Raw genomic sequence first — 26,212 nt, 5'->3', positions numbered from 1 at the left:
GGATCCGATGCCTTAGAGCAGGATGAATTGGAGCGGACTCACGGAGTGATTCATCCCACTATAACTCTTTGTTTTCTCAGATGATCTTAGCCAAGAGCTCCGCAACTTTCCGCTGCGCTGGCCTTCGGTTCGGGATCATGCTTTAGCTTGCGCGACAATGGCAGACTACAGCGAAGTTCTTCGCCTTTTTCCAGCATCCCGCCACTACGTCCGCCAGCGCCGCTGGGCGCGGCGCGGCGACGTGCTGGCTTACGCCGCCAACCTCGAGACAGATGTCTTTTCGACCGACGCCTACGGCTTCCGGCACGGCGACATGGACGGTCAACGCTACGGGCTTGCCACAGCCCTGTCGGGAGCCCCTTACGGGCTTGTACTGGGTGCGTCGAACGTCTTCGGCTTCGGGCTGGAATCGGACGCACAGACCATCCCCTCCCGTCTTTCGCAGCTATCCGGCCTGCATTACCTCAATATCTCCTTCCCGGAGGCCGACCTGCGCACCCTCCATGCGGCCGCGACACGCATCGTCTCGGAAACCCCGCGGATGCCGGCATTGATCGTCTGCTTTGCCGGCGGGACGCTCTCGCGCTACGGCTATGGGCGCCGCTGCGATCCTCTGTTCGGCTCGCCCGATTTCCTGAGCGAAAACACTGGGAGCCCCCCGTCCGGCACGCCCGAGGAAGCGGTAGCCTTCGCCAACCTGCTCGTCTTTACGCGCTTCTGGCTCGAACAAATCTCGTCTCTAGCGGGCCGATGCGGATGTCCGCTCGCTCTCTACGACGAGACCTCGGCTTTCGAGAAGACGCGGCTCAACGAGGAGGAGTCCGCCTGCGCTCTGACGCAGCCTGGCAGCGAGGATAGGGAACGCTTTGCCACACACCGCCTGCGCTACACGGCGTTCCGGCAAAACCTGCTCACGGGGGCGAAAAACGGAATTCACGTCGTTTCGGGCACTCCCGATGAGCTTTCCTTCATCGACGAGTTCCACTACACGGCGGCGGCATCCGAGCGCATAGCTCGGGACATCGCACGGAGCTTGCAGTGCGCGGCGGATCGGGGCGTGGTGGATGCCTGAGCGGAATACTTACGGCATAGAAGCTCAGCCGGCCGAACCCCTTTCGCCAGCCAGCCAGCCGACCCCAGAAGTCCGGTATTCGGCTTCGCCGGGGCTTGCGGCTTTCCTGGCACAGCAGGATGTTTCGCTGGCCTTTTCTTCCTATCAGTCGGGCAAGCTCTATCTGCTCGGCAGCCATCCAGACGGCAGGCTCCATGTCAATGAGCGCTTCTTCCAGAAAGCCATGGGCATCTGTGTCCAACACTCGGGCACGGGCCCGTCGATCCTCTTGGCGACCCTTTTCCAGATCCTCTGGTTCGAGAACGCCTTAAATCCCGGCGAACGCATCAACCACCAGCAGGATGCCTGCTTCGTGCCGCGCCGCAGCTTTGTGACCGGCGCGCTCGACGCCCACGATATCGGCGTGCTGGAAGACGGCCGCCCGGTTTTTGTGAACACGCTCTATAATTGCCTCGCCGTTCCCTCCGAGCGCCATTCGTTCAAGCCGGTCTGGAAGCCGCCTTTCATCTCGCGGATAATCCGCGAGGACCGCTGTCACCTCAACGGGCTGGCGATGGAAGCCGGGCGCCCCGCCTACGTCACCGCGGTCAGCCGATCGGACACGATCGACGGATGGCGCGATCGCCGTAGCGATGGCGGGGTCGTGATCGAGGTAGCGACGGGCCGGATCGTTGCGGAAGGCCTTTCGATGCCGCATTCGCCGCGCCTTCACCGGGGGCGGCTATGGGTGCTCAACTCAGGCACTGGCGAACTTGGCTGGATCGATAGCAACGCCACCCCGGCTGAAGCCTTTCGGCCACTGGTCTTCTGCCCGGGCTTCGCACGCGGCCTCGCCTTCCACGGCAATTATGCAGTGGTCGGGCTCTCCCGTCCTCGTTACGAGCGCTTCGAAGGCTTGGCGCTCGACCAGCGCCTCGCCGAAGTGGATTCCGAACCCTGGTGCGGTCTGCAGATCGTCGACCTTGCCACAGGCACTTGCGTGCACTGGTTCCGCATCGACGGCGCCGTCACCGAACTCTACGACATCGGCCTGCTTGCTGGCATTGTCTGCCCGATGGCGCTCGGCTTCGCCAAAGACGAAATCCTGAACTTTCTCACGCATGAGCCGCTGGAGGACTAGAGCATGATCCCGAAAAGTTGCAGACTTTTCGGGCAAGATCATGCTGCAAACAAGGAGCTAGAGCAGGATGAATGACTCTGCTTCAATTCATCCTGCTCTAGGGATTCCGCCCGGGACTGCACGCCGGCATGATCGGCGGCCGGCGCAGACTCCCTGAAATCATCACACAAACGTCACATTCCGCATATTGCCGCGCCGCAGCAAAGCGCCATGTGAAAGGGCTCTTGTGCCTCTGCTTAAGCACTTGCTTAAGCATTGGTGCTCGAAGCGAGGCGGTACTCGTCAGCCGAACGCTTAAGCGTCCGTGAGACGGGCTGGGCCTCCAGGATCCCCCGACAGCGAGCAAGCCGTCGGTTGGATCGATTGAACTCAATGGTCGGGCGGGGTGTAAGTGAGGTGTTCCTTGGCGGACCAGACGCCTGTCTCGATCATCATTTCGAACTACAATTATGCGCGCTTCCTCGGCCGCTCCATCGACAGCGCGCTGGAGCAAGGCCATCCGGATGTCGAGGTCATCGTCGTCGACGACGCTTCGACAGACGATTCAAGCGACGTCATAAACTCATACGGCGACAGGATTCGCCCTTGCCTGCGCGAGACCAATGGCGGTCATGCAGCGGCATTCAACTCAGGCTTTATCGCGTGCAAAGGCGATGTGGTCTTCTTCCTGGATGCCGACGACTACCTCTATCCGGAGGCCGTCTCGCACGTCGTGCACGCCTGGCGCGACCGGACCGCCGAATTCGAGTTCAGGCTGCATCTCGTCGACGAGGAAGAGCAAGTCAAGGATGTCTTCCCGCCGCCGGAAGCGCCTTTCGACCAGGGCGACGTGACGCCGGAACTGCTTCGACGGGGTCGTTACCAGACGACCGTCACCAGTGGCCTCGCCTTTGCGCGCTCGGCGCTGGAGACGATCATGCCCATACCGGAGACGGATTTCCGCCAGGGCGCGGACGGCTATCTGGCGACCCTCGCCCCGCTGCATGGCGAGGTGCAGGCCCTCGACGAGTGCCTGGGCGCCTACCGGATGCACGGCGCCAACCATTCGGTGTTCGGGCAAAAGCTCGCCGAACGGGCGAGGTGGCGCGTCGAGCACGACTTCCACCGCCTGGAGGCGCTGTCCGCGGAGACGGAGAACATCGGCCTGAAGATGCAGTCCGATCCGGCGCTGCACGATCCGGTCCATCTCGAGGAGCGCCTCGCTTCACTCTGCATCGACGAGTCCTCGCACCCGGTGCAAGGTGATTCCCGCTTGCGATTGGGTGCAGCAGGGGCGGCCGCCAGCCTTGCCATGCATTATTCGCTGCGCAGGCGCACAGTCCAGGCAGCGTGGTTTCTGGCCGTCGGCCTGCTTCCACGAGAGCCCGCCAAGCGGATACTCGCGTGGAAGCTCGACGTGTCGTCGCGTCCCGCGTGGCTGGAGCGGCTGTCGAAGGCTATCCGCCACGCAATGGGCTGAATTCACTACCCCTCGCCAGATCTCCACGGCCGGTCGCGAGAGGGTGTCTGGTTCTGAGGGCCGCGTTTGCCGGGAATGCTGGCGATCAGCACGGCGAGGATGCCGGTAACGAATATGCCGTCGAAGGTCCCGGCGCCGCCGATGGAGGCGACCGGAGCGCCGAGCCCCTGGAGATTGCCGAGATTGAGCAGGTCGGCCCCGATCAGCGTGCCAAGGCTGCCGCCGATATAGGCGAGCGGCGCGGCGTATTGCCGGGAAAGCAGCAGCGCCACGACGCCGGTCACGATGGCGGGAACGAATACCGGAAGCGCAATGCCAAGGCCCGGAACCGGACGGGCCAGCCAGTGGCACACGGCAGCGACTGCTGCGGTCGCCAGGATCCCGCGGCCCCACAGCTCGTTCCGGGCGAGCAGGTAGAGCGACATCAGGGTGGGGATCAGCGCGCCGCCGACATTGACCGCTATCACCGTGCCTGGCCAATCGACCACCACCGGCACGACGTAGCGCATCCCGAAATAATCGATCACTTCACGCGACAGAGCCTGCTGTCCGGGCAGTTCCGCAACCGGCAGATTGATGTAGCTGCCGATGAGAGACGCGAATAGAAGCAGGAGCGCGGCGCGGACGCTGATGCCGAGGCGGGTGTAGGCATAGTGCAGGGCTCCGAACTGGAGCAGCGCCACAAGCAGGAGGAACAGCAGCACCAGCAGCGAGAAGAACGGCGCCGAAAGGGGCAGATAATGGAGATGACTGGCGTGCATCGATTTCTCGCCGGGATGCCGCATAGTAGGTAGGGTCGGCGCGGGTGGAAGTCATCCGCTCGCCTGTTTGCGTAGACAAAAGGATGATCGAGGACCGCTGCCCGCGTCCTTTCACGTACCGGCGATTTCGGGGTCGAGCGTGAAAAGCTCCTGCGCCCGGCTGACGCCGCGCAGCGCGAAGCGGCCGACCGAGACGAAATCCTGCCGCTCGTCCGGCGACAGCCATTGCAGGAAATCCGAGGACAGGAGGAAATTGCGGCCGACGGAACTGCACATTGACGAGATGCGATGCGTCTCGTTGACGGCCGGGCCGACCACAGTGAAATCGAGCCGGTTCTTGGCGCCGATATTGCCGTAGAAGACGTCGCCTATGTGAAGCCCGAGATAGATCGAGGCGACCGGCGCGCCGGCTGCTGCACGACGTTGTTCCAGGGCCGCGAGACGTGAGCGCATGTCGCGTTCGGCCGCGAGCGCGGAGCGGCAGGCAGCAGTTGCCGATCCGCCCGCAGCAAATATCGCGAGCACACCGTCGCCGATCAGCTTCAGCACGTCGCCGCCGGCCCCATGAATAGCCGAGATGACAGCTTCCGCGTAGTCGTCGAGCAACGGGATCAGCTGGTCGGAGGGGAGCTTTTCCGAAATGGCGGTGAAGCCCTGCATGTCCGAAAACCAGAGCACGGCGTTGATGCTCTTTGTGGTGCCGCGCCTAATACGACCCTCCAGCACCCTGCGTCCGGCATCGCGCCCGAGATAGGCCTCGACCAGCGACTGGGCGACGCGCGCAAGCGAGCGCGACTTGATGGCGAGCCCGAGCGCCGCCGTAAGCCTTCTCAGCGCCGCGACATCGGCCTCGTCGAACCCGCCGGGCTGGTCGGTTACCCAGCGTGCCATGAAGGAGTCCATCTCGCCGATCACCGTTTCTTTCCCGAAACGGAAAATCAGCGCCAGGTAATCCGTTTGGCCCTCGGCACGAAGCTCCTCGACTGCCTCGAAGCTGCCGGTTTCGCCTTGCTCCACCAAGTCGCCGGTCTCCCCTTGCTCCAGGCGGAATCGCAGTTCGGATCTGCCGGTCGACCAGAGATAGAAGAACGGACTTTTCCGCCACGCCTCGGCGGCCGGACCTTCGCGGGTCGGCTCATAGGCCGAGACAGGGTTTTCGAGTTCCTTGTCGCGGCGCCAGGAGAAGACACGACCCTCATAGACGGGATCGAGCGTGTCGATAATGGCGACAGCGCGTGAGAGCGAGAGGCCGGCCTCGCAGCAGTACTCGCAAACGCCGTCGAGAAGCGTGATCTCATCGTCGCCGGCAAGCCCGCGAATGACGATCCAACTGTTGATGCGCTCGACACTTTCCGCCGCTATTGCCATCCCGAGCCATTCCTTCGAGCGGCGTGCGTTCAAGTTGGATCGCCAGGCCGCTCCATATCTTTATTTACGCATCGGATGGAGAAGCGCCTACTTATAGGGATCGGCCGCGTCTCTGAGCCCGTCTCCGAGAAAATTGAAGGCGAGGATGACCAGCACCACCGGGACCATCGGGAAGAGCAGCCAGGGGTAGAATGCGATCACGCTGACGTTCCTCGCCTCCGTGAGCAGGATGCCCCAGCTGGTGATCGGGGGGCGGAGGCCGAGGCCAAGGAAGGATAGCGCCGTCTCGCCGAGGATCATGCCGGGGATCGAGATTGTCGCAGTGGCGATCAGGTGCGACATGAAACCGGGGATGAGGTGCCGGCCGATGATGCGGCTGGTCCCCGCGCCCATCAGCTGCGCGGCCAGCACATAATCCTCCTCGCGCAGCGACAGCAGCTTGGATCGCACGGCGCGCGCGAGCCCGGTCCAGTCCAGCATGCCCAGGATGATGGTGATGCCGAAATAGACGATGATCGGGCTCCATGTCACCGGCATGATGGCGGCGAGCGCCATCCATAGGGGGATCGATGGCAGCGACTGCAGCACCTCGATGATGCGCTGGACGATGAGGTCGAACCAGCCGCCGTGATACCCGGCGAGCCCGCCGATCACGATGCCCAGGATGAAGCTGATCGAAATGCCGATCAGGCCGATGGTGAGCGATATCCGCGCGCCGTAGATGATGCGCGAGAGCACGTCACGGCCGAGCCGATCGGTGCCGAGCAGGAACATGTGCCCGCCTTCCGCCGGACAGACGAGGTGCAGATCGCTTTCCCACAGCCCCCAGAATCTGTACTTGTCGCCGCGGCAGAAGAAGCGGATGGGCTGCACGTCGGCGGTATTGTCGCTGTAGTTCCGCTTCAGCGTGTCCATGTCGAGCTGCATTGTGCGGCCATAGACGAACGGCCCGACGAAGCTGCCTTCGTGGAAGAGATGCACGCGCTGGGGCGGCGTGTGGATGAAGTCCATATGCCTGGTGTGCAGGTTGTAGGGCGCCAGGAACTCCGAGATCGTGATCATGGAGTAGAGCACGATAAGGAAGATCCCAGAGGCCAGCGCCAGCCTGTGGCGCCGGAATTTCCACCACATCAGCTTGAGTTGAGAGGCGAGGTAGACCTGGCTCTGCTCGTCGGTCGCAGCCTCGATCGACATGGGGTCGAAGGGGGCCGTCGAGATGTAGTGCGGCAGCGGCGCGCCGGGTGCGGGGATCGGCGAGGTCGGCGAGTTCATTTCCGGGCTCCGCCTTGTAGCCTGATGCGCGGATCGAGCACGGCGAGCGCGAGATCAGAGATGAGGACGCCGATAACGGTGAGAAAGGCGAGGAACATCAGGAACGAGCCGGCGAGGTACATGTCCTGACTCTGCAACGCCTTGATGAGCATCGGGCCGGTCGTCTCGAGCGACAGCACGATGGCGGTGATTTCGGCGCCGGAGATGATCGCCGGCAGGATCGAGCCGATGTCCGAGACGAAAAAGTTGAGCGCCATCCTCAGCGGATATTTCACCAGTGTTCTGAACGGGTGAAGCCCTTTGGCGCGGGCGGTCATGACATATTGCTTCTGCAATTCGTCGAGCAGGTTCGCGCGCAACCTGCGGATCATGCCGGCTGTGCCGGCCGTGCCGACGATGATGACCGGTATCCACAGATGTGCCAGGATCGATTGGGCTTTTGCCCAGCTCATCGGCTGGTTGAGAAATTCCGGCGCCATCAGATGGCCGATCGAGGTGCCGAACCAGACGTTGGCGAAATACATGAGGATCAGCGCCAGCATGAAATTGGGGATGGCGATGCCGATCAGGCCGAGAAAGGTCAGCCCGTAGTCGCCCCAGCTATACTGATGGGTGGCGGAATACATGCCGATCGGGAAGGCGATCAGCCAGGTGAAGACAATGGTTACGAAAGAGACGAGGACGGTCAGCCATAACCTGTCCCCGACCACGTCGCTCACCGGCAGCTCGTACTCGAAGGAATAGCCGAAATCGCCGTGGAGCATGCCGCCCACCCAGCGGAAATATCGGATCACCGGCGGCTGGTCGAAGCCATATTCCTTGCGCAGGAATTCGATCCGCTCCTGGTCAACCGTCTCGCCCGAGGCACGCAGGTCGGCAACGTAGCTCTCGAAATAGTCGCCGGGCGGCAATTCGATGATGGTGAAGACCAGCGCCGAGATGATGAGCAGTGTTGGCACCATCACGGCGATACGCCAGAGGATATAGCGCAACATGGTCAGCTCTCCTCCTGCTCGCCGAGCCAGAAGGTATCCGGCATATAGACGCCAAGGAAGGCGGTCGGCTCGAAGCCGAAGAGCCCCTTGTCGGGCAGGTTGTGGAGCCGACGGGCGGACACGATCGGCTGCAGAGTCGCATTCACGATGCCGATCGAGAAGACCTGGTCCGTGTAGAGCGCCAGCATCCGGTGCCAGACCGCCCTGCGTTCCTCGAGCGTTGTGCTTTTGCGCCATTTCTTGAGCAGCACGATCAGCTCGACGACTTCGGGGATGGTGGGCGCCGAGCCCTTCTCGCCATGCGTCAGGTAGTTGTTGCCCCACACCGGCCATTGCAGCTGGTCGTCATGGGTGGGCGCCAGCCATTCGGGGTTCATATCCGCGGTCGGCACGCCATTGTCGATGCCCGACCAGATCGCCATCATGATCTCGCCGCCCATGGCCCGGCTGCGGAAGACATCGCGCTGCGAGGTGCGCACGAAAAGTGCGAGGCCGATATCGCTCCAGTGATCGGTGATCAGCTCCAGCACGTCCGTCTCGAGCGTGTCCTCACCCGAGGATTCGACGATGATCTGGGCACGCCGCCCGTCGGGCAGCAGGCGGATGCCGTCACTGTCACGCTTGGTGAGGCCGATCTCGTCGAGCAGTGCATTGGCCCGATCGGGGTCGTGGGCAATCCAGGCGTTCTGGTATTCCGGCTCGTAGAGTGGGCTGTCAGGCAGGACGGCGTCGGCGCTTACCGTGGCTAGGCCATAGAAGACTGCCTTGTTGATTTCCTGTCGGTCGATGCCAAGTGAAAGCGCACGGCGGAAGCGCACGTCCTGCAGCAGCTTCCGCCATACGTCGTCGGCGCAATTGAGGTTGGGCAGCAGCGCGATGCGCGCGCCCTGCGTGCGCTTCCAGAGGTTCACCCTTATCGGAAAGCGCTTCTCGGCTTCCTTCAGGAATGTGTAGTCTTGAAAGTCGATACCAAGGAACTGAAGGTCACTCTCGCCCGCGCCGGTCTTGGCGGGAATGATAGCCGATGAGCTGACATTGAGGAGCCACCTGTCGACATACGGCAGCTGCAGCCCTTTCTCGTCGACTCGATGGAAGAAGGGGTTGCGCTCGAACACGAACTGTTCGGCCGGGGGCTTCGTGGTGTTGAGCCACGGATCAAGCGTGGGAAGGTCTGGATTCTCCGGGCGATATTGCCTGGCCATTCGCATATGGAGCGAAGCCCAGTTCTTGACCTTGCTCTTCTTGACCATCGCCTTGAGCTTGTCGGCGTCCTGGTACTTCTCGTGAAACTGCTTCATGTAGTGAGCCGGCAGGGTGAGGTAGAGCGGCTGCCCGCCTGCCAAGGCCGGAAGGAAATTCGGGTTCGGCGAGTCCCAGGAGTAGCGGACGGTGAGCTTGTCGATGACCTCGAAAACAGCGGGCTTGTCGTCGACCGTCAGCGCTGGTCCGTAACCGCCGGGCGACAGGTCCTCATGCGCCAGCACGTCCTCCCACATGTAGCGGAAATCTTCCGACGTGAACGGCTCGCCGTCGGACCATTTATGGCCGTCGCGGATCTTCAGCGTGTAGACGCGGTCTTCGACGGTCTCGAAGTTTTCGAGTATGTCCGGCTGGAAATTGAGCTTCTCGTCGAAGCCGACAAGGCGCGCATAGCCGTTGATCGTCATCAGCCGGATATCGCGCTGTCCGCTGATCAAGCTGCGTATGTCGCCGCCGTATCTGCCTGTCTTGCGGCCCATCGCCGAGAGATTGACGACACGCGGATTGAGGGGAAGTCGCTGCGCAAGCGCCGGAAGCTTGCCGGACTCGATGAGTGGCTTGAGGAAAGGCGGCTCGCGATCGTCGGCGCGGACCGCGACGGGGAGCAGCGTCGAGCCGAGCATGGCGAGCGCCGTGCGCCTGGTGATGTTCATGGTCGCAGCTCCCGCACATCGACCGATTTGCGGGCCAGCACGAGATGGCCGCCGCCGAGATCGGCCGGCAGCAGCGTACCTTCGCCGTCGTCACGGAACTGCGGCGCCCAGGCGCTGCTGTCCGAGGCGCCGCCAGGCTGCAGCGTCTTGTAGTCGAGCGGACGGTCGAGGTCAGGAAACGGCACTGCCGCAAGCAGCGAGCGCGTGTAAGGGTGGATCGGTCTCCTGAGGAGTATCTCGCGCGGTGCGAGCTCGACTATGCGGCCGCGCCACATCACCGCGATGCGGTCGGCCATATAGTCGACCACGGCGAGATTGTGCGAGATGAAGAGGTAGGTGAGCCCGAGTTCTTTCTGCAAATCCTTGAGCAGGTTCAGGATCTGCGCCTGTACGGAAACATCCAGCGCCGAGACGGGCTCGTCGCAGATGAGCAGTTCGGGGCCGAGCGCCAGCGCTCGGGCTATCCCGATACGCTGCCTCTGCCCGCCGGAGAAGCTGTGCGGGTAGCGGCTGAGGTGGCGCGGGTCGAGGCCGATGGCTCGCATCAGTCCCTTCACCGCGTCCTCGCGGCTCTTGGCGCCGCCACGCGCGTGAATTTCCAGCGGCTCGCTGAGGATGTTGCGCACCGTCATGCGCGGCGAGAGCGAGGAGACCGGATCCTGGAAGACCATCTGTATCTTGGTCCTGAGGCTCTGCAGCTCTTCGCCCCGGGCTGAAAGCACATCTATCGGCCCGTCGCCGTTATCGAACGTCACGCTGCCCGCTTCCGGCGTGACGGCCCGCATCAGGATCTTGCTGACCGTCGTCTTGCCGCAGCCGCTCTCGCCGACGAGCCCGAGACACTCGCCGCGCCTGATATCGAAGCTGACGCCGTCCACTGCCCGTACTGGCTTCTCGGCACTGGTTCCGAACCAGCCGGATTTCCGCGTGGAGAAGGATTTGGTGAGATCGCGCACCGACAGCAGGATATCCGGCCTGTTGCCGCTGCCCTGGTTTTGCTTGCCGAGCAGGCTGCCAGCGTCAACCGAAACGTCGCGCAGCCCCTTGAGCCGCTCGCCGGGTTTCATGTCGAAATGTGGCACGGCGGCCATCAGTCCCTTGAGATAAGGGTGGCTCGGTCTGCGGAAAATCGCCTCGACGGGCCCGGCCTCCATGATCTCGCCGTGATAGATGACGACGACCTCGTCGGCGGTATTGGCAACGACGCCCAGATCATGGGTGATCAGGAGCATCGCCATGTTGAGCTTTGCCTGCAGGTCCCGCAGCAGCTTCAGGATCTGGGCCTGGATCGTGACGTCGAGCGCGGTTGTAGGCTCGTCGGCGACCAGCAGGGCCGGCCGGCAGATCAGCGCCATGGCGATCATGGCCCGCTGGCGCATGCCGCCAGACAGTTCGAACGGGTACATGTCATAGGCGCGGGCCGGATTGGAAAAGCCGACCAGCCCGAGCATCTCGATGGTGCGCTCGCGTATTTCGGCCTTGTCGAGCGGGGTATGGATCCTCAGCACCTCGCCGATCTGGTTGCCGACCGTGTGCAGAGGCGAAAGCGATGTCATCGGCTCCTGGAAGATCTTGCCCATGCGGCTGCCGCGCAGCTCCCGGATTTCCGGACCGTCACGCGATAGCGTGAGGATGTCTGTCGTCGCCCAGTTCTTCTTCGGGTCGGAAAACAGGATGCGGCCGGTGACGGTGGCGGTCCTCGGCAGGATGCCCATCACCGCCTGGCTGATCACCGACTTGCCGGAGCCGGACTCGCCGACCAGCGCCGTCACCTTGCCAGGCAGGACGCGAAGATTGGCGCGCCGTACGGCCTGGATGCGACCGCCCAGCAGAGCAAAGGTGATGCTCAGATCCTCGATCCGCAACAGGTCCGAACCTGCACCCATACTCGCGTCGCCCTCCAGCGAGCGCGCAACTGCGCGCCCCTCCTTGGTCGGGAACGACACTAGCTCAGCATCTGCCGCGTGCCTAGAGCGAGTCGCGCGCAGCCGCACGCTCCTCGAAATCCGGGTGGACCGAGGTGAGTCGGTGCTGCGCAGCGGCTAGCGCCGGCTGCAGCTTACTGCAGCGCCTTCTTTGCGGGAGGTTCGTGCTCCGGGCTACGCTGGTCGCGATGCAACAGGATGACGTTCTCCGCGTCGGACAGCCCGTCATAGGCGGGCTCCGGAATGCTCTCCTCTTCTGCCGCCGGTATGCTCGTGATGTCAGGAGCAAGAATGGTGATCGCCTCGTCGACGCCGCGCAGCCTTTCCTCGCCGAGCGTCGTCCAGGCGCCGCCGCAGTAGTCGGCGAAGGCGCTGCTGGCGATGACGTTCTGTCGGTGCTTTTTGGTGAGCTCCTGCAGGCGCTGCACCTCATTGACCGAAGCGCCGAAGGCCGAGAAGGTAAGGCGGTCCTTCAGCCCGACATTGCCGAACATCACGTTGCCGACGTGCAGTCCGATGCCGTAGCCGATGGGGCCGAACCCATCGCGCTTTCTCTGCGCGTTGAGTTCCTGCATGCGCTTCGTCGCCTTGACGACGGCAGAGAACGCCGCCTGGCACGCGACCTGCGACGGTTCCTTGTGGCGGCCGCAGGGGTAGACCGCGAGGAAGCCGTCGCCGAGGAAGCTCAAAATTTCACCGCCGCCGCGATTGAACGGAGCGGCGATCGCATCGAAGAACTGGTTCAGCGTGTCGATATAGGTCTGGCGTCCGTCACGCTCCGCGAGCGCGGTCGATTTGCGCATGTCGGCCATCACGAGCGCGGCGCGGATAGTCTCGCCATCGCCGCGCTTGGTCTGGCCGGAAAGGACGCGCTTGCCTGCCCCGCCGCCGAGATAGGTGGTGAGCATGTTGTCGGCGAGCCGTCCGAGCACTGCCATCTTGGCCGCGACCGCCAGATGGTTCTGGACCTTGAGGAGGCCGCCGATCATGTCGTCGCTGAAGCCGTTGGGGTGATCGGTCGACCAGGAGCCGACCATGCCGCGCGACATGTCTCTCCCGAAGGAGTGGATGAACGCCATATAGTCGGTGACGCCCATGCCCTTCAGATCGTCGAAGACCGGGAATTCGGAAGCGGCGCTCGGATCGATGCGCCGTCGCAGATGATCGAGATTGTTGCTGAGCAGGTAGAAATAGGGGCTCTGCAGAAAGCGTTCCGGGCGCTCGGCCGACTTGGTGCGGAACTTCTCGACGCTGATGCCCCCGCCGCGCTCCCAGGTAAAGCCGAGCGCATCATAGAGCGGATGAAGCATCGAGAAACTCAGATGCACACGTCTCATGGGAAGACCCGCGGCGGTGAGCCGCTCGCAAAGGCCGCGCACGATGCTTTCAAGGTCCTCGCCGGCAAGCGCGGATTGCATCAGCCAGTCGGCCACGCGGTCGAGAAGGATGGATGAGACGTCTGCCATTTTATGCTCTTCTCAAGATTTTCGGCGTTGGACCTCGCAGCCAGTTCCCCTCAGGCCTTCACTACGTTCGGACTTGCGATCCCTCGACGAACAAAGACATTGCGCGTGTCGATGACGAGGCGCGCTGCGCGCGCCAACAGGTCATAGTTGATCGAATCGTGGTCGGTGGAAACGACAAGCGCATCATACGCTTCGATCGCAGCTTCGGTCATTGGAACAGACTTCCTGCCCTTGAGAGGCAGATGCTCGCGCGTCGCCGGAATCTCGGCGACGTAGGGGTCGTGATAATCTGCTTCGCCGCCGCGCTCCTCGATGAGCTCGATGATCTTGAAGGCCGGGCTCTCGCGAATGTCGGAAACGTTCTTCTTGTAGGCGAGGCCGACGACCAGGATGCGCGACCTGCCGAGCGCCTGCCGCACCGGCTGTCGAGGACTTCGGCAAGCCTGCCGACGACATGACGCGGCATCTGTGCGTTGATTTCGCCGGCGAGTTCGACGAAGCGCGTCGGCAAATCGTATTCGCGCGACTTCCAGGTGAGATAGAACGGATCGATCGGTATGCAGTGCCCGCCGAGGCCTGGGCCCGGATAGAAAGGCATGTAGCCGAACGGCTTGGTTTTCGCCGCTTCGATCACCTCCCAGACGTCGATGCCCATCGCGTCGTAGATCACCTTGAGCTCGTTGACGAGCGCGATGTTGACGGCACGGAAGATGTTTTCGGTAAGCTTCACGGCCTCGGCGGTGGCGGTCGTGGAGACGGGCACGACCTTCTCGACCACCGCGCTGTAGAAAGCCGAGATGAGCGATGCCGCCTGCGGGCCGTCCCCGGCCACGACCTTCGGAATGGTCGCTGTCTCGAAACGCTGATTGCCCGGGTCCTCACGCTCGGGCGAGAACCCGAGGAAGAAATCGCGGCCCGACTTGAGACCGGTTTCTTCGAGCAGCGGTCGCACGACCTCGTCCGTGGTGCCGGGATAGGTCGTCGATTCCAGCACGACCAGCTGACCGCGGCGGAGTGAGTGGGCGATCGCGCGGCTGGTTGCTTCGACGAAGGACAGGTCGGGGTCGCGATGGCGGCTGAGCGGCGTTGGCACGCAGATGATGATGATGTCGCACTCCGCCAATCCGGAAAAATCCGTGGTCGAACGAAAGCGCTTTGCTGCAGCCTGCTCGGATAACGTGTCGTCCGATACGCCGGCTATGTAAGATTTGCCTCGGTCCAAGGCGACGATCTTGTCAGGATCGATGTCGAAACCCGTGACCGAAAACCCTTTGCGCGCAATCGCCATGGCCAGCGGCAGCCCGACATAGCCGAGCCCGATCACCCCGGCACGCGCTGCGCGCGTCGAAATCCGCTCGAGGAGGCCGTCGAATATGGTGTTGGCGACGTTCAAACGAGTTCGTTCCGTGAAGAGGCCCAGCAGGCAGAGGGTGGCCGGCTATCGAATCCGGTCAAATCACACCCCGACTTTGCTTTTCGTGCGTCAGGTGGGCTCTAAGTTGTACCTCGTCAAGATGCCGAGCTGAAACTGCTGCCAATCGGCGTTCGGCAACCACAGGTTCAACTGCTGAGCGCTGCCTTCAGGTTGCGGGCGGCGACGGCATAGCCGCCGGCCGCGCCGTCGATGAAATGCATGTGATCGCGCGTGAACGGCGACGGTACGATGCAGGTCATCAGCGCCGATTTCTGCCGGTGCAACCCGTAGCGGCAATGGCCGGCGGCTACGGCCTCTTCCAGGCGCTTTTCGATTCTCGACAGGCGCTCGGTGTCGATATCGATCGTCATCTTCAACCCGTCATCGAATTTGCGGAAGTCCGAGTTGGTGGCGACGTCAGCCCTGTAGAATGCCGGGTCGAACCTTCCTGCCCTGAGGCCCAGCCTGCCGAGGACATGGGCGAGGGCAGTCTCCAGATATATGCGGACCCTGCGCCGCAGCCGCCCGCCAGCAGCCACCGCGCGAACCTCGTAGCCGACGCCCTTGGCGACAAGCGGGATCGCTGGCCCTTGCGCGGGCAATGGATGCCCGCCCTGTCCCCCTTCTCCGGCGATCGCCAGGATATCGGAAATGACTTTCTGGAATTCGGCGAAGGTTTCCCAGCCCTGCGGGACCACAATGATGGAGACGATCTCGCCATTGCGCGTCTCGATCGGATTCCAGCGGCACGACAGCCCTTCGAGATCCGGCCTGCTGCCGGGCGGCGCGGCTGCGACCGCGTAGCGGCCAGCCTTCATCTCGCGCTCGGCCCAACTGGCGCCGCCCCCCGTGAACATCGCGTAGGTGACCTCCGGGCCCGCCTGAAAGCGGGCAACGCGCACGTCGAGCCCATCGGCGCGTATGTCGGTCACGGGCACGAGCGCCGCCCGCAAGTCGAGCCCAAGCTCTTCGGCGACCCAGGTTTTCACGGCGGCAAGCGCTTGCCTCGTCGCTTCGATGCCGGAGCTCGGCACGGCAACGAGGGCGCCGTCGCCGCCGAAAGCAAACGGCAGGTCTCGCCGGCCGAGCGCGTTGAGGATCGCCGAGATCACGCCCGCGCCCGCCATGTTGACCACCTTGTAGCGCCCCGCTGCGATCGCCTCGCTGGAATTGACGATATCGGCAGCGGCGAGCATCCAGTCGTCGGGCAACGGGCGATAATTGTCGGCGTCGGCCACCTTCTCGAACTCGGCAAACGCGGGAGCAGTATCGAAGAAGGCGTCGCTGGTTGCTCGGTCGACTTCGGCAGGCAATGCATTCATGACGAGAACTTACCATGTTCTCGATCCGCCCGCGATCGAGATCGGCTGTCGATCGGTCGCCTTGTTGACTTCAAGAGTCGCCCTGCTGATAGGTTTCATCGATGCGGATCGCCTTCTACGCTCCCCTGAAATCTCCGAACCATCCCGTCCCCTCGGGCGACCGGCAGATGGCGCGCATGTTGGTTGCTGCACTCAGGTCTGCGGGACATGACGTCGAGATAGTTTCGGAGCTGCGCAGCTTCGCGGGGAGCCCTGCTTTCGGAGCGCATGACGAAGCCAGACAAGCCGCGGAGGTCGAGATTGCCCGCATTTCAGGGAGCTGGTCGGGCGCCTCGGCCCCCGATCTCTGGTTCTGTTACCATCCCTATTACAAGGCGCCGGACTTCATCGGGCCGACACTCTCGCGCCGCTTCCGCCTGCATTACGTCACCGCCGAAGCATCGTGGTCGCGGCGGCGCGCCGTCGGTGGATGGCGCGACAGCCAGGCTTTCATTGCGCAGGCCGTGCAGAACGCAACGCTCAACATCTGCTTTCGGGAGAAAGATCAGGCCGGGCTCTGGAGCATCGCTCCGGAAGCGAAATTCGCGATGCTCGACCCGTTCATAGATACCGGCCCGTTCCGCAGCGTCGTGCCGGAGCTGACGGGCCGGCGCATCGTGACGGTTGCCATGATGCGGCCGGGCGACAAGCTGGATAGCTACCGTTTGCTCGCACGCGCATTGGAGCGCATCGTGCACCTGCAATGGACCATCTCGATTGCCGGCGACGGACCGTGTCGCGATGATGTCAGGTCCGAATTCGCGCGCCTGGATCCCCTCCGGATAGAGTGGCTGGGCGAAAAAGCATCTGCAGAAATCCCCGAAGTCTACGCGAGGGGATGCCTCTATGCCTGGCCCGGTTTCGGCGAAGCTTACGGGCTTGCCTATCTCGAGGCGCAGGCCGCCGGATTGCCGGTTGTGGCCCAGGCCACCGACGGCGTTCCCAATGTTGTGCGTAACGGGAAAACCGGCCTGCTCACGGCGGCGGGTGACGCCCCTGACTTCGCTGACGCGCTTGCCCGACTGCTCGAAGACCCCCGGCTCAGGCGCTCGATGTCCGTAGAGGCGCGGCGCTTCGCGATCGAGGAGCGATCCTTCGAGGTGGCCGCGGCGCGGCTCGCTGCGATGTTACAGGCGATCGGGGACTAGGCGAAGATGGGGACCGACTGGCAGCCGCTTCACGCCGAGCTCGCATGTTGGGCAGAGGCCGGGCGCATCGCAGATTTCTGGCTGCGCGACGACGACGCGATCGAGCCGACCGCCGCGCTCGACCGGCTGCTTGCGGTATGCGCCAGGCACGCGATTGCCGTGACACTGGCGGTGATCCCGGCCGCCGCACGAAGGAGTCTCGCAGAGCGGCTCCAAGCCACGGACAAGGTCACCGTTGCCGTGCATGGCTGGGCCCATGAGAACCATGCGCCGGCAAACGAGAAGAAGGAGGAGCTTGGGCCGCATCGCCCGGAGCAGGTTGTGCTTCAGGAGCTCGCTGAAGCGAAGGTTATGATCGACCGGCTGTTTGGCGACAGGGCGCTGCCTGTGCTGGTGCCGCCATGGAATCGCATCGACAAAACGTTGCTGCCCGCGCTTGGCCGCCTGGGCTTCGCCGCTGTTTCGGTTTACGGCCGCGCGAGGCCTGCTCCGATCCGTGTCGTCAACACGCATATCGACCCGATCGACTGGCATGGCGGACGAGGCTGCAGGGATATCGGCGCGCTCATCGGGGAACTCACGACGGAGTTGCGCTGGCGACGGGAGGCCGGCAGCAACGAGCCGATCGGCATGCTCACGCACCATCTCGTGCACGACGAGCCGGTATGGGATTTCCTGGATGGCCTGCTCGAGGCTGCCGCTACGAACCCAGCGTGCCGCTGGCTATCGGCGCGCGAACTGATCTGATTTCAGAGTTGCGCGTGACCAGTTTCAGATCTCGACCACCAGATCATCGCGCGCGGCAAAGGCGCCGCTGAAACGTTTGCTTGCGTTTCGCTCGATGACGGCGAGCTGAGCGTCGGTCCGCCCCTTGTCGTGATGGAACAGCGCCAGTCGTCGCGCTCCGGCTGCTTCGCATAGCTTGATTCCCTGTTGCCAGGTGGAGTGACCCCAACCGCGGTAGCACTCCATCTCATCTTCTACGAAATTGGCGTCGTAGATGACGAGATCGGCATTGCTCATCAGGCTGAGCACATTGGGATCCAGGATGCCCGCGACATGCTCGGTGTCGCTGACCAGCGCGACGACCCGCCCCGCCCACTCGATGCGGTAGCCGACGCAATTGCCTGGGTGATTGAGGATGCCGGTTCGGATGGTCACGCCCTCGCGCGGCGTGAGCACGTCGTTGGCACGGAAGTCGTTGCAGGTGATGTTTGCGCGGCAGATGTCGAGCGGCACGGGAAACCATGGCGGCTGCATGAACGCCTTGAGCATCTCACGGGTCGTCATGATGCCGGCCAGATGACCGGACCAGACGGAGACGTGGAAGTTCGGCTTGTAGAGCGGGGCGAAGAAGGGCAGGCCCAGTATGTGATCGTAGTGGCAATGGGTGAAGAAGACGTCGAAATCCTCGATGCCTCGCTCGACCAGCGACCGCCCGGCGGGACGAAACCCCGAGCCGGCATCGAAGATCAGAGTGTGCGGGCCGCATCTTACCTCGATGCAGGCCGTGTTGCCGCCATAACGCAGGAACTCGCGACCGGAGACCGGGACACTGCCGCGCGTTCCCCAGAACCGGACCCAAAACTCATCGCTACTCATACCGTCCAGCTATCCACCTCTCCATCCCTAACATGCTAAACAAATGGTTTCCATTAAGCGAGGGCAGGAAATTCCTTGGATGCGAAGGCGACGATGCGCTGGAGCTGTGCCGGTCGAAAATCGCGAAAAGCGCTTTCTCCCGGCCTATTGCGTGGTCCGATGCCTGCTCCGCTCTTCGCTAAGCTCGGCTGTGGTGTGGCTCAGACGGTCGGCCAGGACACGCATGATCTCGACGGTCATCTCGGGATATTCGGCAAGCATGCGCAGGAAGTGGTCCTTGCGGATGCGCAGCGTCTCGACAGCGCTCATGGCGCGCACAGTCGCCGTTCGTGCCGCATTGCAAAGGATGGCGATCTCACCGACGATCGAGTTGGGCTCGAGCTCAGCCACCTTGATCTGCCCGCTCGGTGAATCGACGAGCACCTCGGCTGTGCCCGAGAGCACGACATAGGCCGCGTCGCCGACCTCTCCCTGCCTGACGATGATCTGGCCCGGTGCGTATGCTACTCGATCGGATGTGAATGCCAGCAGTTTCAGTTTTGCCGGTGCGACGTTCGAGAACAACGGCACCTGCCGCAGCATTCCGACTTCATCCTTGAGCAGCATGGCCGTTATCCCTGTCCCAGTTCCCCATCCACTGAGAAATACTACGCTAGAAGACCTTTAAAAATACCGTTTTGCGTTGCAAGCGCTTCATGCGTGCCGTCTTCGGCCAGCATGCCGCGGTCGAATACCACCACTCGATCGAAGAATTGCGACATGGCGGGGTTCGACAGTACCCAGATGATAGCAGGCCTCTGCCCGTTCGGTCTTGCCTCCTCGAGCTTGAGGATGTTGCGCAGGATCTGATCCTGGACGCGCTGGTCGATGACGCTCATCGGCCGGTTGAAGATCTCATAATCGGCTCGCTTGATCAGCGCGCGCGCCACGTCGATCTTCTGGCGCTGCGCGACGGTGAGACGGCGGCCGCCCGAACCGACGTTGAAATCCATGCCGACACCCAGCACGTCGTCATAGAGGCCGAGCTTGTCGATCAGGTCGCGAACGATGTCTCGGATGCGCTCCGGTCCGTCTGCGTGCTGATGACCGATGCGGCCGAACAGCACGTTGTCCATCAGGCTCGCCGCGGCCGCAAAACGTGTCGGATCGTATCGCTCCAGCGCGCCCTGCAACTCGGGCGGCAGGCCTTCATAGATCGTGTTGCGCGCTTCGACGATCTTCGTCATGAGCTCGGGCGTCAGAAGACCAAAGCGGTGACGCGGCTCGATGTAGGCGAAGCTCAGTGTGATGATCCTGGCGCGATCCTCCTCGGAGACCGCGTCGTAGCTCTTACCCTGCAATCGCTGCAGCAGCGCCTGGTAGGCGGGAATGTCCTCCGGCGCCATGAAGGTCAGCTGCTGGAACAGCGGGTTGTCCGGCGCCAGGTCGGCGAAGAGCTCGACTGCGTTGGAGGCAATCTCCAGACCCATTTCGTAGAAGGTCTGGTCGAGCCCAGCTGCTTTGAGCACCGACATGACATAAGGGTTCGACGCCAGCGCCTTGTCGGAAAGCGCCGGCCCGGTGGCCGTGCCGAAGCGCAAATTCTCGCCGATCGTGGCCTCGGTGTTGTAGCTGTGCGGCTCGAACGGCACGACGAGGCTGCTCAGACCTTCCTCGTTCAGTCGATGCCGCAGCGCCGTCCTGAGCTCGACCATGCGGCTGACCAGAGCCTCGAAGCGCGACGGGTCCACCGACGAGCGCAGCGCGAGGTCGACAATGTCGTGCGACAACATGGTGGCGTCGAGCACCGGCCGGATCGCTTCGATCAGATCGTGCCGGCCAGTAGCGCCTGCCGCCTCGTAGTCGATCCAGTCGCTCATGATGTCGAACACGGGATTGCCGGCCTTCTGCGCCTCGTCCATCTCCCATTTTCGCCTGGTCGCGTCGGTTCCTTCCATCTCGGGGGTGCGGAACGGCGCATGCTTCAATCCGTAAAACAGATTGTCGCCAAGAGTTCCCTGAAACAGCACGACGTCCGAGGAAGAGTATGAGATGCGGCGACCGGTGACTGATTCCGGGATGTCGAGAATGTCGTGGTCGTTGATGGAGAACCTTCCGCTCTCGGGCCACGCGAGCCGCGCAAGCCCCTCCGCAAATGCCTCTGCGCCGCTCGCGGCGGTTCCCACGACGGCGAGCGTCTCACCGGGTTTGATCTGGAGGGAAACCCGCTCCAGGATCCTTGCCCCACTGTCGTCGACGAGCGAGACATTGACCGCGCCGAGCGGCTCGGTAATGGCCGTGGCGCGGTCCGGGGTCACGGCCTGGATCCGCGGGTCGATGATCGTCTCGACGCTGAACTGCTCGACGACCTGCTGATATTTGACCTGCACGTCCTGGCGCTGCTGATCCCAGTCGATCAGGTCCTTCAGCGGTCCGGGAAGGTCTTTATAGGCGGCAATCACGGCCACGAGCTGGCCGATGTCGAGATTGCCCTTGAGCGCCTGATAGCCGCCGATGGCATAGAACAGGAAGGGCGTCACGGATGCGAGGAAGTTGTTGAGGAACTTGACCAGGAACTTCCACTGGTAGAGGTCGTAGCGGATCTTGAAGATGCGCCCGAGCCGGGCGGCGATGTCGGCGCGCTCATAGTTCGACGTGTCATGGATGTGGATCGTGCCGATTCCGTCGACGATTTCGCCGACACGGCCGGAGAGCTCGCGTGCCGTCAGCTGACGCTCGCGGCCGAGGCGGATGAGCCGCTTGCGCATTCGCGGTATGATTACGGCTTGGACGGCGACGATCGCCACCGCGATGGCGCCAAGCCAGAAATTCTGCAGCACGATGAAGACCAGCGCCGTCAGTGCCTGCCCGCCGAGCAGCGCCGGTTGAACGAAAGCGTCGCCTATGAAGCCGCCGAGCGGCTCCACTTCGTCCTTCACCATGGTAGCCACTTCAGCCGCTTTCACGCGCTTGAAGACGCCTGGCGGGAACCGAAGCACACGGTCGACGAGCTCGAAGCGGATGCGACGCAGCATCCGCTCGCCGAGCCGGCCCTTGTAGGTATTGATGTAGAATTTGAAGAGGCCGTTGATGACGACCAGGCCCAGGAACACGAAGCTCAGCGCAAACAGCATGGTCGTGCGGTCGAGCTGGACCCCGTTGAACAGCTTCACATGGCCGAAAAGCGGTACGTCGAACGCAATCTTCATGAAAGTTCGGGTAGCGCCGGGCTGCTCGAAGCCGTTGCCCTGGATCGGCCCGTTGACGATCTGCTTGGGCAGGTCGAACGACAGGAAATAGGGGATCATCGAGACGAAGACGATCACGAGGATCCAGACCTGCTGTCTCCAGGTGTTCTTCCAGATGTAACGGGCGAGGCTGTATTCCATCGCTTGGTCAGCCCCTCGCGGCGACGGGGCGCAGCACGTGGAAGCGCCGCCTTGCGTAGGGCGTATCCCTGATCTCCGGATCGTCGATCGTGATGTCGAAGCTGCAGACCATCTCCAGCGACGGCCGCGTCAGGATCGACGGTACCTGCGAGGAGGCGCGCTCCAACGCAGGTGGATATTCGAGGACCACGATCCCAGCGTTGTCGATCAACCCGAACAGCAGTTGGCCGAGGGGCTCGCGGCTGCCGAACGGCTTCAGCGAATAGCCGAGCAGCACGAGCCCGTAGCTGCCGGGCGCGTAGTCATAATCCACTTCCTGGAATTTGCGCGCCAAGTGGCGCACGCGGCAGGGCCGGCCGTTGAGCTCATCGGCCTCGAGAGGCGGAGTCTTCGGGTCTACGGAAAGCACCGAAAGCGGTGCATGCGTCAGATAGTCGGTGACTGGCCGGATATGGCCTCCGATCTCGACGATGTGCGGGCAATCGCGCACGAAATGCGCGGCCAGTACCTGCCTGATGGCCGCACCTGGCCCTGAAAGGTGAGGAATGTCGTCGGGGAATGCACGCGTGGAAGAAGCCGCGTCGGCCGTAGTCGAACTCATAAATCCATCTTGCTTTTGTTGCGCCACCGCTTTGCCGAGTCTACATCACGGTCATGACGGAAGCTACCTGTCCTGTGGGCGTGGAGGGTGACTGGCGCAGCCGCGCTTTCGACCTCGTGCGCGGCATTGCTGCCTATGACGGCTGTCCTCTTGTCGGCGGGCTCGCGCGCGTCATAGCGCAGCATCCGGAGGCCCTGATCGACAACGCCTTCAACCACAAGCAGGTCGCCTGCAAGACGTGGGCACGCGATCAGCTATACGGAAGTCTCGGCGGTAAGTTCGATCGTCTCGCCATCCTGGGTGGCTGGTATGGCGTGCTCGCCGCAATGCTGCTGGATGACCCGCGCTTCGAGATCGGCGCGATCGAAAGCATCGATATAGATCCGTCGGTCGCGGCGGTTGCCGAAACGCTGAATGCCGGCGCAAACGGGCGCTTCAAGGCTGTAACCGGCGACATGTACAGGCTGGACTATGCGGCGCTTGCCGCCGGCCTGATCGTCAACACGAGCTGCGAGCACATTGCCGATCTGCGCGGCTGGCTCGATCTGTTGCCCAAGGGCACGAACGTGCTTCTGCAGTCTAACGACTATTTCGGCGAGCCCAGCCACATCAGCTGCGTCGAATCGGCTGACGCGTTCGAGCGGCTGGCAAGGCTGGCTACAATCAAGTTTTCGGGTGCGTTGCCGATGAAGAACTACACCCGTTTCATGCTGATCGGGACGGTGTAGGCGGTTGGGGACCTTCCGGGGACAGTTTACTTTTTGCCGCGGAAAGGCAGCGGCTGTGGCGAGTGCGTGCAGGCGGCAAAAAGTAAACTGTCCCCAGCGCCTATCCGGCGCCTAACCAACCAATCGACGCAGGATTGACGCCGACTTCCGCGCACCATCGAGGTCAAGTGCATGCGAAGCCGGCTTTGGCAGGCCCAACTGCCGTTCTATCTCTGCTGCAAGGCGCACCGGCGTAAGCTGCTTTTCCGCTATTGCCACCGAGAGCCTGAGGCGCGCCAGCCGCTCGGCACGGACCGTCTGTTCGGTCTCGCCGCCAGCCGCGAACGGCACGTAGATCGCGCGACAGCCGGCCTGCAGCACGTCGCAGACCGTGTTGTATCCGGATTGCGAAATGGAGAGCTGCGCGGCGGCGAGCAATGACGGGAAATCCTTGCGGAAGCGGAAGATGTCGAGGCCTGTCGGCGCCGATGCGACCGCTGCTTCGAAATCGGCCGCAGGAAGATTGGGGCCGGTGATCAGGCACCAGCGCTTGCCTGGCGAGACCAAGGCGGACGCTCCCACCGCGGCTTCGACCAGGAGCCGACCGGCCGCGCCACCGCCGGCCGAAACGATGACGTCGTAGGCTTCGGGCGAGGGCGCGGGGCGCGGCCCGGCGACCATGCCGGTATAGGCAATCTCCGCCCGGATCGACGAAGCAAGCGGGAAGGTGTCGGCGAGGGTGGCGAATTGCGGGTCGCCATGCGCCATCACGAGGTCGAACTGGCGGTTGAGGATGTCGAGTGTCTCCTCGTTGCGGCCAGGCTTTACGCGTTCCTGCAAGATGTCGCGGACTGAGGTGACGAGCGCCGGCCTCGGCGCCATGACGGCAACCGCTTCGAGAAGCGGCAGTAGCTCGAAGCGCATCTGCCTGCGGCCGAAGGGATAAGCCTCGATGATGACGATCGCGGGGCGGATATCGTGAAGGGCCCGCACCAACAGATCGCGGCGACGCGCCTTGAACGCATCGTCGACGGGCCTGCCCGACAGGTCTGTGAGGTCTGAGAAGCCCTGATCCGCGGCCGCGACCGGCGGCAGCTCAATTGTCTCCACGCCTGGTCCGGGAAAGCCTTGCGCAGGGACGCCGCCCGAAACCATCGTCACGGCGAAACCGTCATCCGCAAGCGCGGTCGCGATACGGCTCGCACGGGCAAGATGGCCGATGCCGAGCAAATGCTGGACATAGAAGAGGACGCGCGGACCTTTCATGCGGCTGCCTGCCATCCCTTTTCGAAGAGCTCCGTCAATTGCCGCACGCTGGCGTGGTAATCGAACGAGCCCCTCACCTTTTGCTCGGCCGCCGCGCCAAGCCTCTTGCGCAGCCCCGGGTCGCGGATAGCGCGCTCGAGCGCGCCTGCAAAGGCTGGCGGATCGTCCGGGGGCACAAGCAGCCCGTTCTCGTCGTCGCTGATCAGCTCCGGGACGCCGGAAATTTCGGTCGATACGCAGGCGAGGTTCTGGCTCGACGCTTCGACCAGAACGTTGGGCAGGCCGTCGCGGTCGCCATCCTCCCCGATTCGGCAGGCCAGCGCGAAGATGTCCGCGCTCCGGTAGGCATCGAGCACCTCTTGCTGCGCGAGCGCGCCCTTCCAGGCGATCCTGTCGGCGACGCCCAGTTCTTCAGCCCGAGCCTTGAGCCTCGGAAGCAGGTCTCCGCCGCCGATATGCTCGAAACGCCAGTGAAGACCGCGCGGCAGCAAGGCAAGCGCCTGGAGCAACACGTCGTAGCCCTTCTTCTCGACGGCGCGGCCGACGCTGATGATGCGCACCGGCTGATCCGGGTCTGATCCGTCGCGTTCGGAGTGATCGCCTGTGAACGGGTCAAAGCGGGCGAGGTCGAGACCGTGGTAGCTGAGGTGCACGCTGCCTTGCCCGTTGGCAAGCCTCCTGAGATGGGTGAAGCCGGACGCCGTGCAGGTCACTGTCCAGCGGGCCGAGGCAAGCTTGTCGGAAAGCTCCCAGTCCGGCGAGGTCCATATATCCTTGGCATGTGCAGAGCAGGTCCAGGGGATGCCGAGCATCAGGCTCGCATAGCGCGTGGCGGAGGCGGGCGTGTGGATGAAGTGGGCATGCAGCCACTCACCGCCCTTCGGCCATTCCGCCGCGAGCACGAGCCCCTGACCGAAGCGGCGAAAACGGTTGCGCGAGAAGTCGCGCGCGAGGTCCGGCAGGAAGGCGCGGAGCGAACGCCAGAAGCCGGCGCGCGGAATGCCCGCAATCAACGCACGAAGGACGCGCCATGGCTCCTCATGTAGATATTCCGGCAGGTAGAAGACAGGAGCCTTGATTTCGTCATGGATGGGATGGCGCTTGCCGTCCGTCGGGCGGCGCAGCGAGGCGATGACAAGCTCGATCCCCGCCCGCTCGAGACCGAGCAGCTCCTGGGCTATGAAGGTTTCCGACAGCCGCGGATAGCCCTTCAGCACGACGACGGTCTTGCGCCGCATGTGTTCGCTTGCCGACCTTACAGAGCTTTCGGCCGCGAGGAAACGGCGCGAGAGTGTGGGTCGAGCAGCCGCGACATGAAAAGGATCCTTCCCGATTCGTCAGCGTTCGCCCGGCTGTCAATCCCTGATCTGCCGGGTCGGCATTTGCGCTGCGCA

At 63.2% G+C, this 26,212-nt stretch carries 20 protein-coding genes and 1 pseudogene; 6 read left to right on the top strand and 15 right to left on the bottom strand.

Annotated elements, in window-relative coordinates; all coding sequences use genetic code 11:
- Positions 1–157 precede the first annotated feature (157 nt).
- The 3 genes from SAZ10_RS28050 to SAZ10_RS28040 all read left to right on the top strand — a co-directional run bounded on the left by SAZ10_RS28050 (position 158) and on the right by SAZ10_RS28040 (position 3,651).
- The gene (locus SAZ10_RS28050; RefSeq protein ID WP_318612736.1) at positions 158–1,072 is read left to right on the top strand and encodes a hypothetical protein; all 915 of its coding nucleotides are present in this window, start codon (positions 158–160) and stop codon (positions 1,070–1,072) included.
- Entirely contained in the window at positions 1,065–2,192 is a 1,128-nt protein-coding gene (locus tag SAZ10_RS28045; RefSeq protein ID WP_318612735.1) for a TIGR03032 family protein, read from the top strand. Before SAZ10_RS28050 ends, SAZ10_RS28045 begins: the two co-directional genes overlap by 8 nt.
- Positions 2,193–2,595: 403 nt before the next feature.
- On the top strand, positions 2,596–3,651 hold the full coding sequence (locus tag SAZ10_RS28040; RefSeq protein WP_318612734.1) for a glycosyltransferase family 2 protein: 1,056 nt from the start codon (positions 2,596–2,598) through the stop codon (positions 3,649–3,651).
- A gap of 5 nt (positions 3,652–3,656) precedes the next feature.
- Here SAZ10_RS28040 and SAZ10_RS28035 read toward each other — a convergent pair whose 3' ends face one another.
- The 9 genes and pseudogenes from SAZ10_RS28035 to SAZ10_RS27995 form a co-directional block, all read right to left on the bottom strand.
- Positions 3,657–4,412 carry a DUF1614 domain-containing protein gene (locus SAZ10_RS28035; protein WP_318612733.1) on the bottom strand — a complete coding sequence of 252 codons (756 nt, stop codon included), beginning with the start codon at positions 4,410–4,412 and terminating at the stop codon, positions 3,657–3,659.
- A gap of 111 nt (positions 4,413–4,523) precedes the next feature.
- Positions 4,524–5,774, bottom strand: a complete 1,251-nt coding sequence (locus SAZ10_RS28030; RefSeq protein ID WP_412535314.1) for an adenylate/guanylate cyclase domain-containing protein — start codon at positions 5,772–5,774, stop codon at positions 4,524–4,526.
- 93 nt (positions 5,775–5,867) lie between these two features.
- Complete coding sequence (locus SAZ10_RS28025; RefSeq protein ID WP_318612732.1) at positions 5,868–7,052, bottom strand: ABC transporter permease; 1,185 nt, start codon at positions 7,050–7,052, stop codon at positions 5,868–5,870.
- Complete coding sequence (locus tag SAZ10_RS28020) at positions 7,049–8,047, bottom strand: ABC transporter permease (RefSeq protein WP_318612731.1); 999 nt, start codon at positions 8,045–8,047, stop codon at positions 7,049–7,051. Before SAZ10_RS28020 ends, SAZ10_RS28025 begins: the two co-directional genes overlap by 4 nt.
- 2 nt (positions 8,048–8,049) lie before the next feature.
- Positions 8,050–9,960: an ABC transporter substrate-binding protein gene (locus SAZ10_RS28015; RefSeq protein WP_318612730.1), complete on the bottom strand. Its 1,911-nt coding sequence runs from the start codon at positions 9,958–9,960 to the stop codon at positions 8,050–8,052.
- Positions 9,957–11,846, bottom strand: coding sequence for an ABC transporter ATP-binding protein (locus SAZ10_RS28010; RefSeq protein ID WP_318612729.1), 1,890 nt, complete (start codon positions 11,844–11,846; stop codon positions 9,957–9,959). Before SAZ10_RS28010 ends, SAZ10_RS28015 begins: the two co-directional genes overlap by 4 nt.
- Before the next feature lie 173 nt (positions 11,847–12,019).
- Positions 12,020–13,351 (bottom strand): adenylate/guanylate cyclase domain-containing protein, encoded by a 1,332-nt coding sequence (locus SAZ10_RS28005; RefSeq protein WP_318612728.1) that lies wholly within the window; start codon positions 13,349–13,351, stop codon positions 12,020–12,022.
- 50 nt (positions 13,352–13,401) lie between these two features.
- Positions 13,402–14,744, bottom strand: a pseudogene (locus SAZ10_RS28000) (nucleotide sugar dehydrogenase).
- A 167-nt stretch (positions 14,745–14,911) separates the two neighbouring features.
- A complete protein-coding gene (locus SAZ10_RS27995) occupies positions 14,912–16,087 on the bottom strand; it encodes a DUF3095 domain-containing protein (RefSeq protein WP_318612726.1) in 1,176 nt (391 codons plus the stop codon).
- A 101-nt stretch (positions 16,088–16,188) separates the two neighbouring features.
- Between SAZ10_RS27995 and SAZ10_RS27990 the strand changes: the two genes are divergently transcribed.
- Together SAZ10_RS27990 and SAZ10_RS27985 are read left to right on the top strand one after the other, a co-directional pair.
- The gene (locus tag SAZ10_RS27990) at positions 16,189–17,274 is read left to right on the top strand and encodes a glycosyltransferase family 4 protein (RefSeq protein ID WP_318612725.1); all 1,086 of its coding nucleotides are present in this window, start codon (positions 16,189–16,191) and stop codon (positions 17,272–17,274) included.
- Between the two features lie 6 nt (positions 17,275–17,280).
- On the top strand, positions 17,281–18,021 hold the full coding sequence (locus SAZ10_RS27985) for a polysaccharide deacetylase family protein (protein ID WP_318612724.1): 741 nt from the start codon (positions 17,281–17,283) through the stop codon (positions 18,019–18,021).
- Between the two features lie 24 nt (positions 18,022–18,045).
- On the opposite strand, the gene SAZ10_RS27980 is transcribed toward SAZ10_RS27985, so the two are convergent.
- The 4 genes from SAZ10_RS27980 to SAZ10_RS27965 all read right to left on the bottom strand — a co-directional run bounded on the left by SAZ10_RS27980 (position 18,046) and on the right by SAZ10_RS27965 (position 22,845).
- Positions 18,046–18,876 (bottom strand): MBL fold metallo-hydrolase, encoded by an 831-nt coding sequence (locus tag SAZ10_RS27980; protein ID WP_318612723.1) that lies wholly within the window; start codon positions 18,874–18,876, stop codon positions 18,046–18,048.
- A 144-nt stretch (positions 18,877–19,020) separates the two neighbouring features.
- Positions 19,021–19,482: a cyclic nucleotide-binding domain-containing protein gene (locus SAZ10_RS27975; RefSeq protein WP_318612722.1), complete on the bottom strand. Its 462-nt coding sequence runs from the start codon at positions 19,480–19,482 to the stop codon at positions 19,021–19,023.
- A 41-nt stretch (positions 19,483–19,523) separates the two neighbouring features.
- Positions 19,524–22,244: an ABC transporter transmembrane domain-containing protein gene (locus SAZ10_RS27970; protein WP_318612721.1), complete on the bottom strand. Its 2,721-nt coding sequence runs from the start codon at positions 22,242–22,244 to the stop codon at positions 19,524–19,526.
- 7 nt (positions 22,245–22,251) lie between these two features.
- Positions 22,252–22,845, bottom strand: a complete 594-nt coding sequence (locus SAZ10_RS27965) for a hypothetical protein (RefSeq protein ID WP_318612720.1) — start codon at positions 22,843–22,845, stop codon at positions 22,252–22,254.
- Positions 22,846–22,898: 53 nt separating this feature from the next.
- On the opposite strand from SAZ10_RS27965, the gene SAZ10_RS27960 reads away from it, so the two are divergent.
- Positions 22,899–23,573: a class I SAM-dependent methyltransferase gene (locus SAZ10_RS27960; RefSeq protein ID WP_318612719.1), complete on the top strand. Its 675-nt coding sequence runs from the start codon at positions 22,899–22,901 to the stop codon at positions 23,571–23,573.
- A 111-nt stretch (positions 23,574–23,684) separates the two neighbouring features.
- Here the strand turns inward: SAZ10_RS27960 and SAZ10_RS27955 are convergent, their stop codons facing one another.
- A complete protein-coding gene (locus tag SAZ10_RS27955; RefSeq protein ID WP_318612718.1) occupies positions 23,685–24,818 on the bottom strand; it encodes a glycosyltransferase family protein in 1,134 nt (377 codons plus the stop codon).
- Positions 24,815–26,056 (bottom strand): glycosyltransferase family 4 protein, encoded by a 1,242-nt coding sequence (locus SAZ10_RS27950; RefSeq protein ID WP_318612717.1) that lies wholly within the window; start codon positions 26,054–26,056, stop codon positions 24,815–24,817. Before SAZ10_RS27950 ends, SAZ10_RS27955 begins: the two co-directional genes overlap by 4 nt.
- Positions 26,057–26,212 lie beyond the last annotated feature (156 nt).

Origin of the sequence: Mesorhizobium sp. BAC0120 (assembly GCF_033542235.1) — a bacterium.
GTDB lineage: Bacteria > Pseudomonadota > Alphaproteobacteria > Rhizobiales > Rhizobiaceae > JAWRCU01.
This window is presented reverse-complemented; position numbering and strand designations above follow the sequence as displayed.

What these genes read in the sequence shown, in the direction of transcription:
- SAZ10_RS28050 (WP_318612736.1), top strand. Translation starts at nt 158, where the DNA reads ATGGCAGACTACAGCGAAGTTCTTCGCCTTTTTCCAGCATCCCGCCAC.
- SAZ10_RS28045 (WP_318612735.1), top strand. Translation starts at nt 1,065, where the DNA reads ATGCCTGAGCGGAATACTTACGGCATAGAAGCTCAGCCGGCCGAACCC.
- SAZ10_RS28035 (WP_318612733.1), bottom strand. Translation starts at nt 4,412, where the DNA reads ATGCACGCCAGTCATCTCCATTATCTGCCCCTTTCGGCGCCGTTCTTC.
- SAZ10_RS28025 (WP_318612732.1), bottom strand. Translation starts at nt 7,052, where the DNA reads ATGAACTCGCCGACCTCGCCGATCCCCGCACCCGGCGCGCCGCTGCCG.
- SAZ10_RS28020 (WP_318612731.1), bottom strand. Translation starts at nt 8,047, where the DNA reads ATGTTGCGCTATATCCTCTGGCGTATCGCCGTGATGGTGCCAACACTG.
- SAZ10_RS28015 (WP_318612730.1), bottom strand. Translation starts at nt 9,960, where the DNA reads ATGAACATCACCAGGCGCACGGCGCTCGCCATGCTCGGCTCGACGCTG.
- SAZ10_RS28010 (WP_318612729.1), bottom strand. Translation starts at nt 11,846, where the DNA reads ATGGGTGCAGGTTCGGACCTGTTGCGGATCGAGGATCTGAGCATCACC.
- SAZ10_RS28005 (WP_318612728.1), bottom strand. Translation starts at nt 13,351, where the DNA reads ATGGCAGACGTCTCATCCATCCTTCTCGACCGCGTGGCCGACTGGCTG.
- SAZ10_RS27995 (WP_318612726.1), bottom strand. Translation starts at nt 16,087, where the DNA reads ATGAATGCATTGCCTGCCGAAGTCGACCGAGCAACCAGCGACGCCTTC.
- SAZ10_RS27990 (WP_318612725.1), top strand. Translation starts at nt 16,189, where the DNA reads ATGCGGATCGCCTTCTACGCTCCCCTGAAATCTCCGAACCATCCCGTC.
- SAZ10_RS27985 (WP_318612724.1), top strand. Translation starts at nt 17,281, where the DNA reads ATGGGGACCGACTGGCAGCCGCTTCACGCCGAGCTCGCATGTTGGGCA.
- SAZ10_RS27980 (WP_318612723.1), bottom strand. Translation starts at nt 18,876, where the DNA reads ATGAGTAGCGATGAGTTTTGGGTCCGGTTCTGGGGAACGCGCGGCAGT.
- SAZ10_RS27975 (WP_318612722.1), bottom strand. Translation starts at nt 19,482, where the DNA reads ATGCTGCTCAAGGATGAAGTCGGAATGCTGCGGCAGGTGCCGTTGTTC.
- SAZ10_RS27970 (WP_318612721.1), bottom strand. Translation starts at nt 22,244, where the DNA reads ATGGAATACAGCCTCGCCCGTTACATCTGGAAGAACACCTGGAGACAG.
- SAZ10_RS27965 (WP_318612720.1), bottom strand. Translation starts at nt 22,845, where the DNA reads ATGAGTTCGACTACGGCCGACGCGGCTTCTTCCACGCGTGCATTCCCC.
- SAZ10_RS27960 (WP_318612719.1), top strand. Translation starts at nt 22,899, where the DNA reads ATGACGGAAGCTACCTGTCCTGTGGGCGTGGAGGGTGACTGGCGCAGC.
- SAZ10_RS27955 (WP_318612718.1), bottom strand. Translation starts at nt 24,818, where the DNA reads ATGAAAGGTCCGCGCGTCCTCTTCTATGTCCAGCATTTGCTCGGCATC.
- SAZ10_RS27950 (WP_318612717.1), bottom strand. Translation starts at nt 26,056, where the DNA reads ATGCGGCGCAAGACCGTCGTCGTGCTGAAGGGCTATCCGCGGCTGTCG.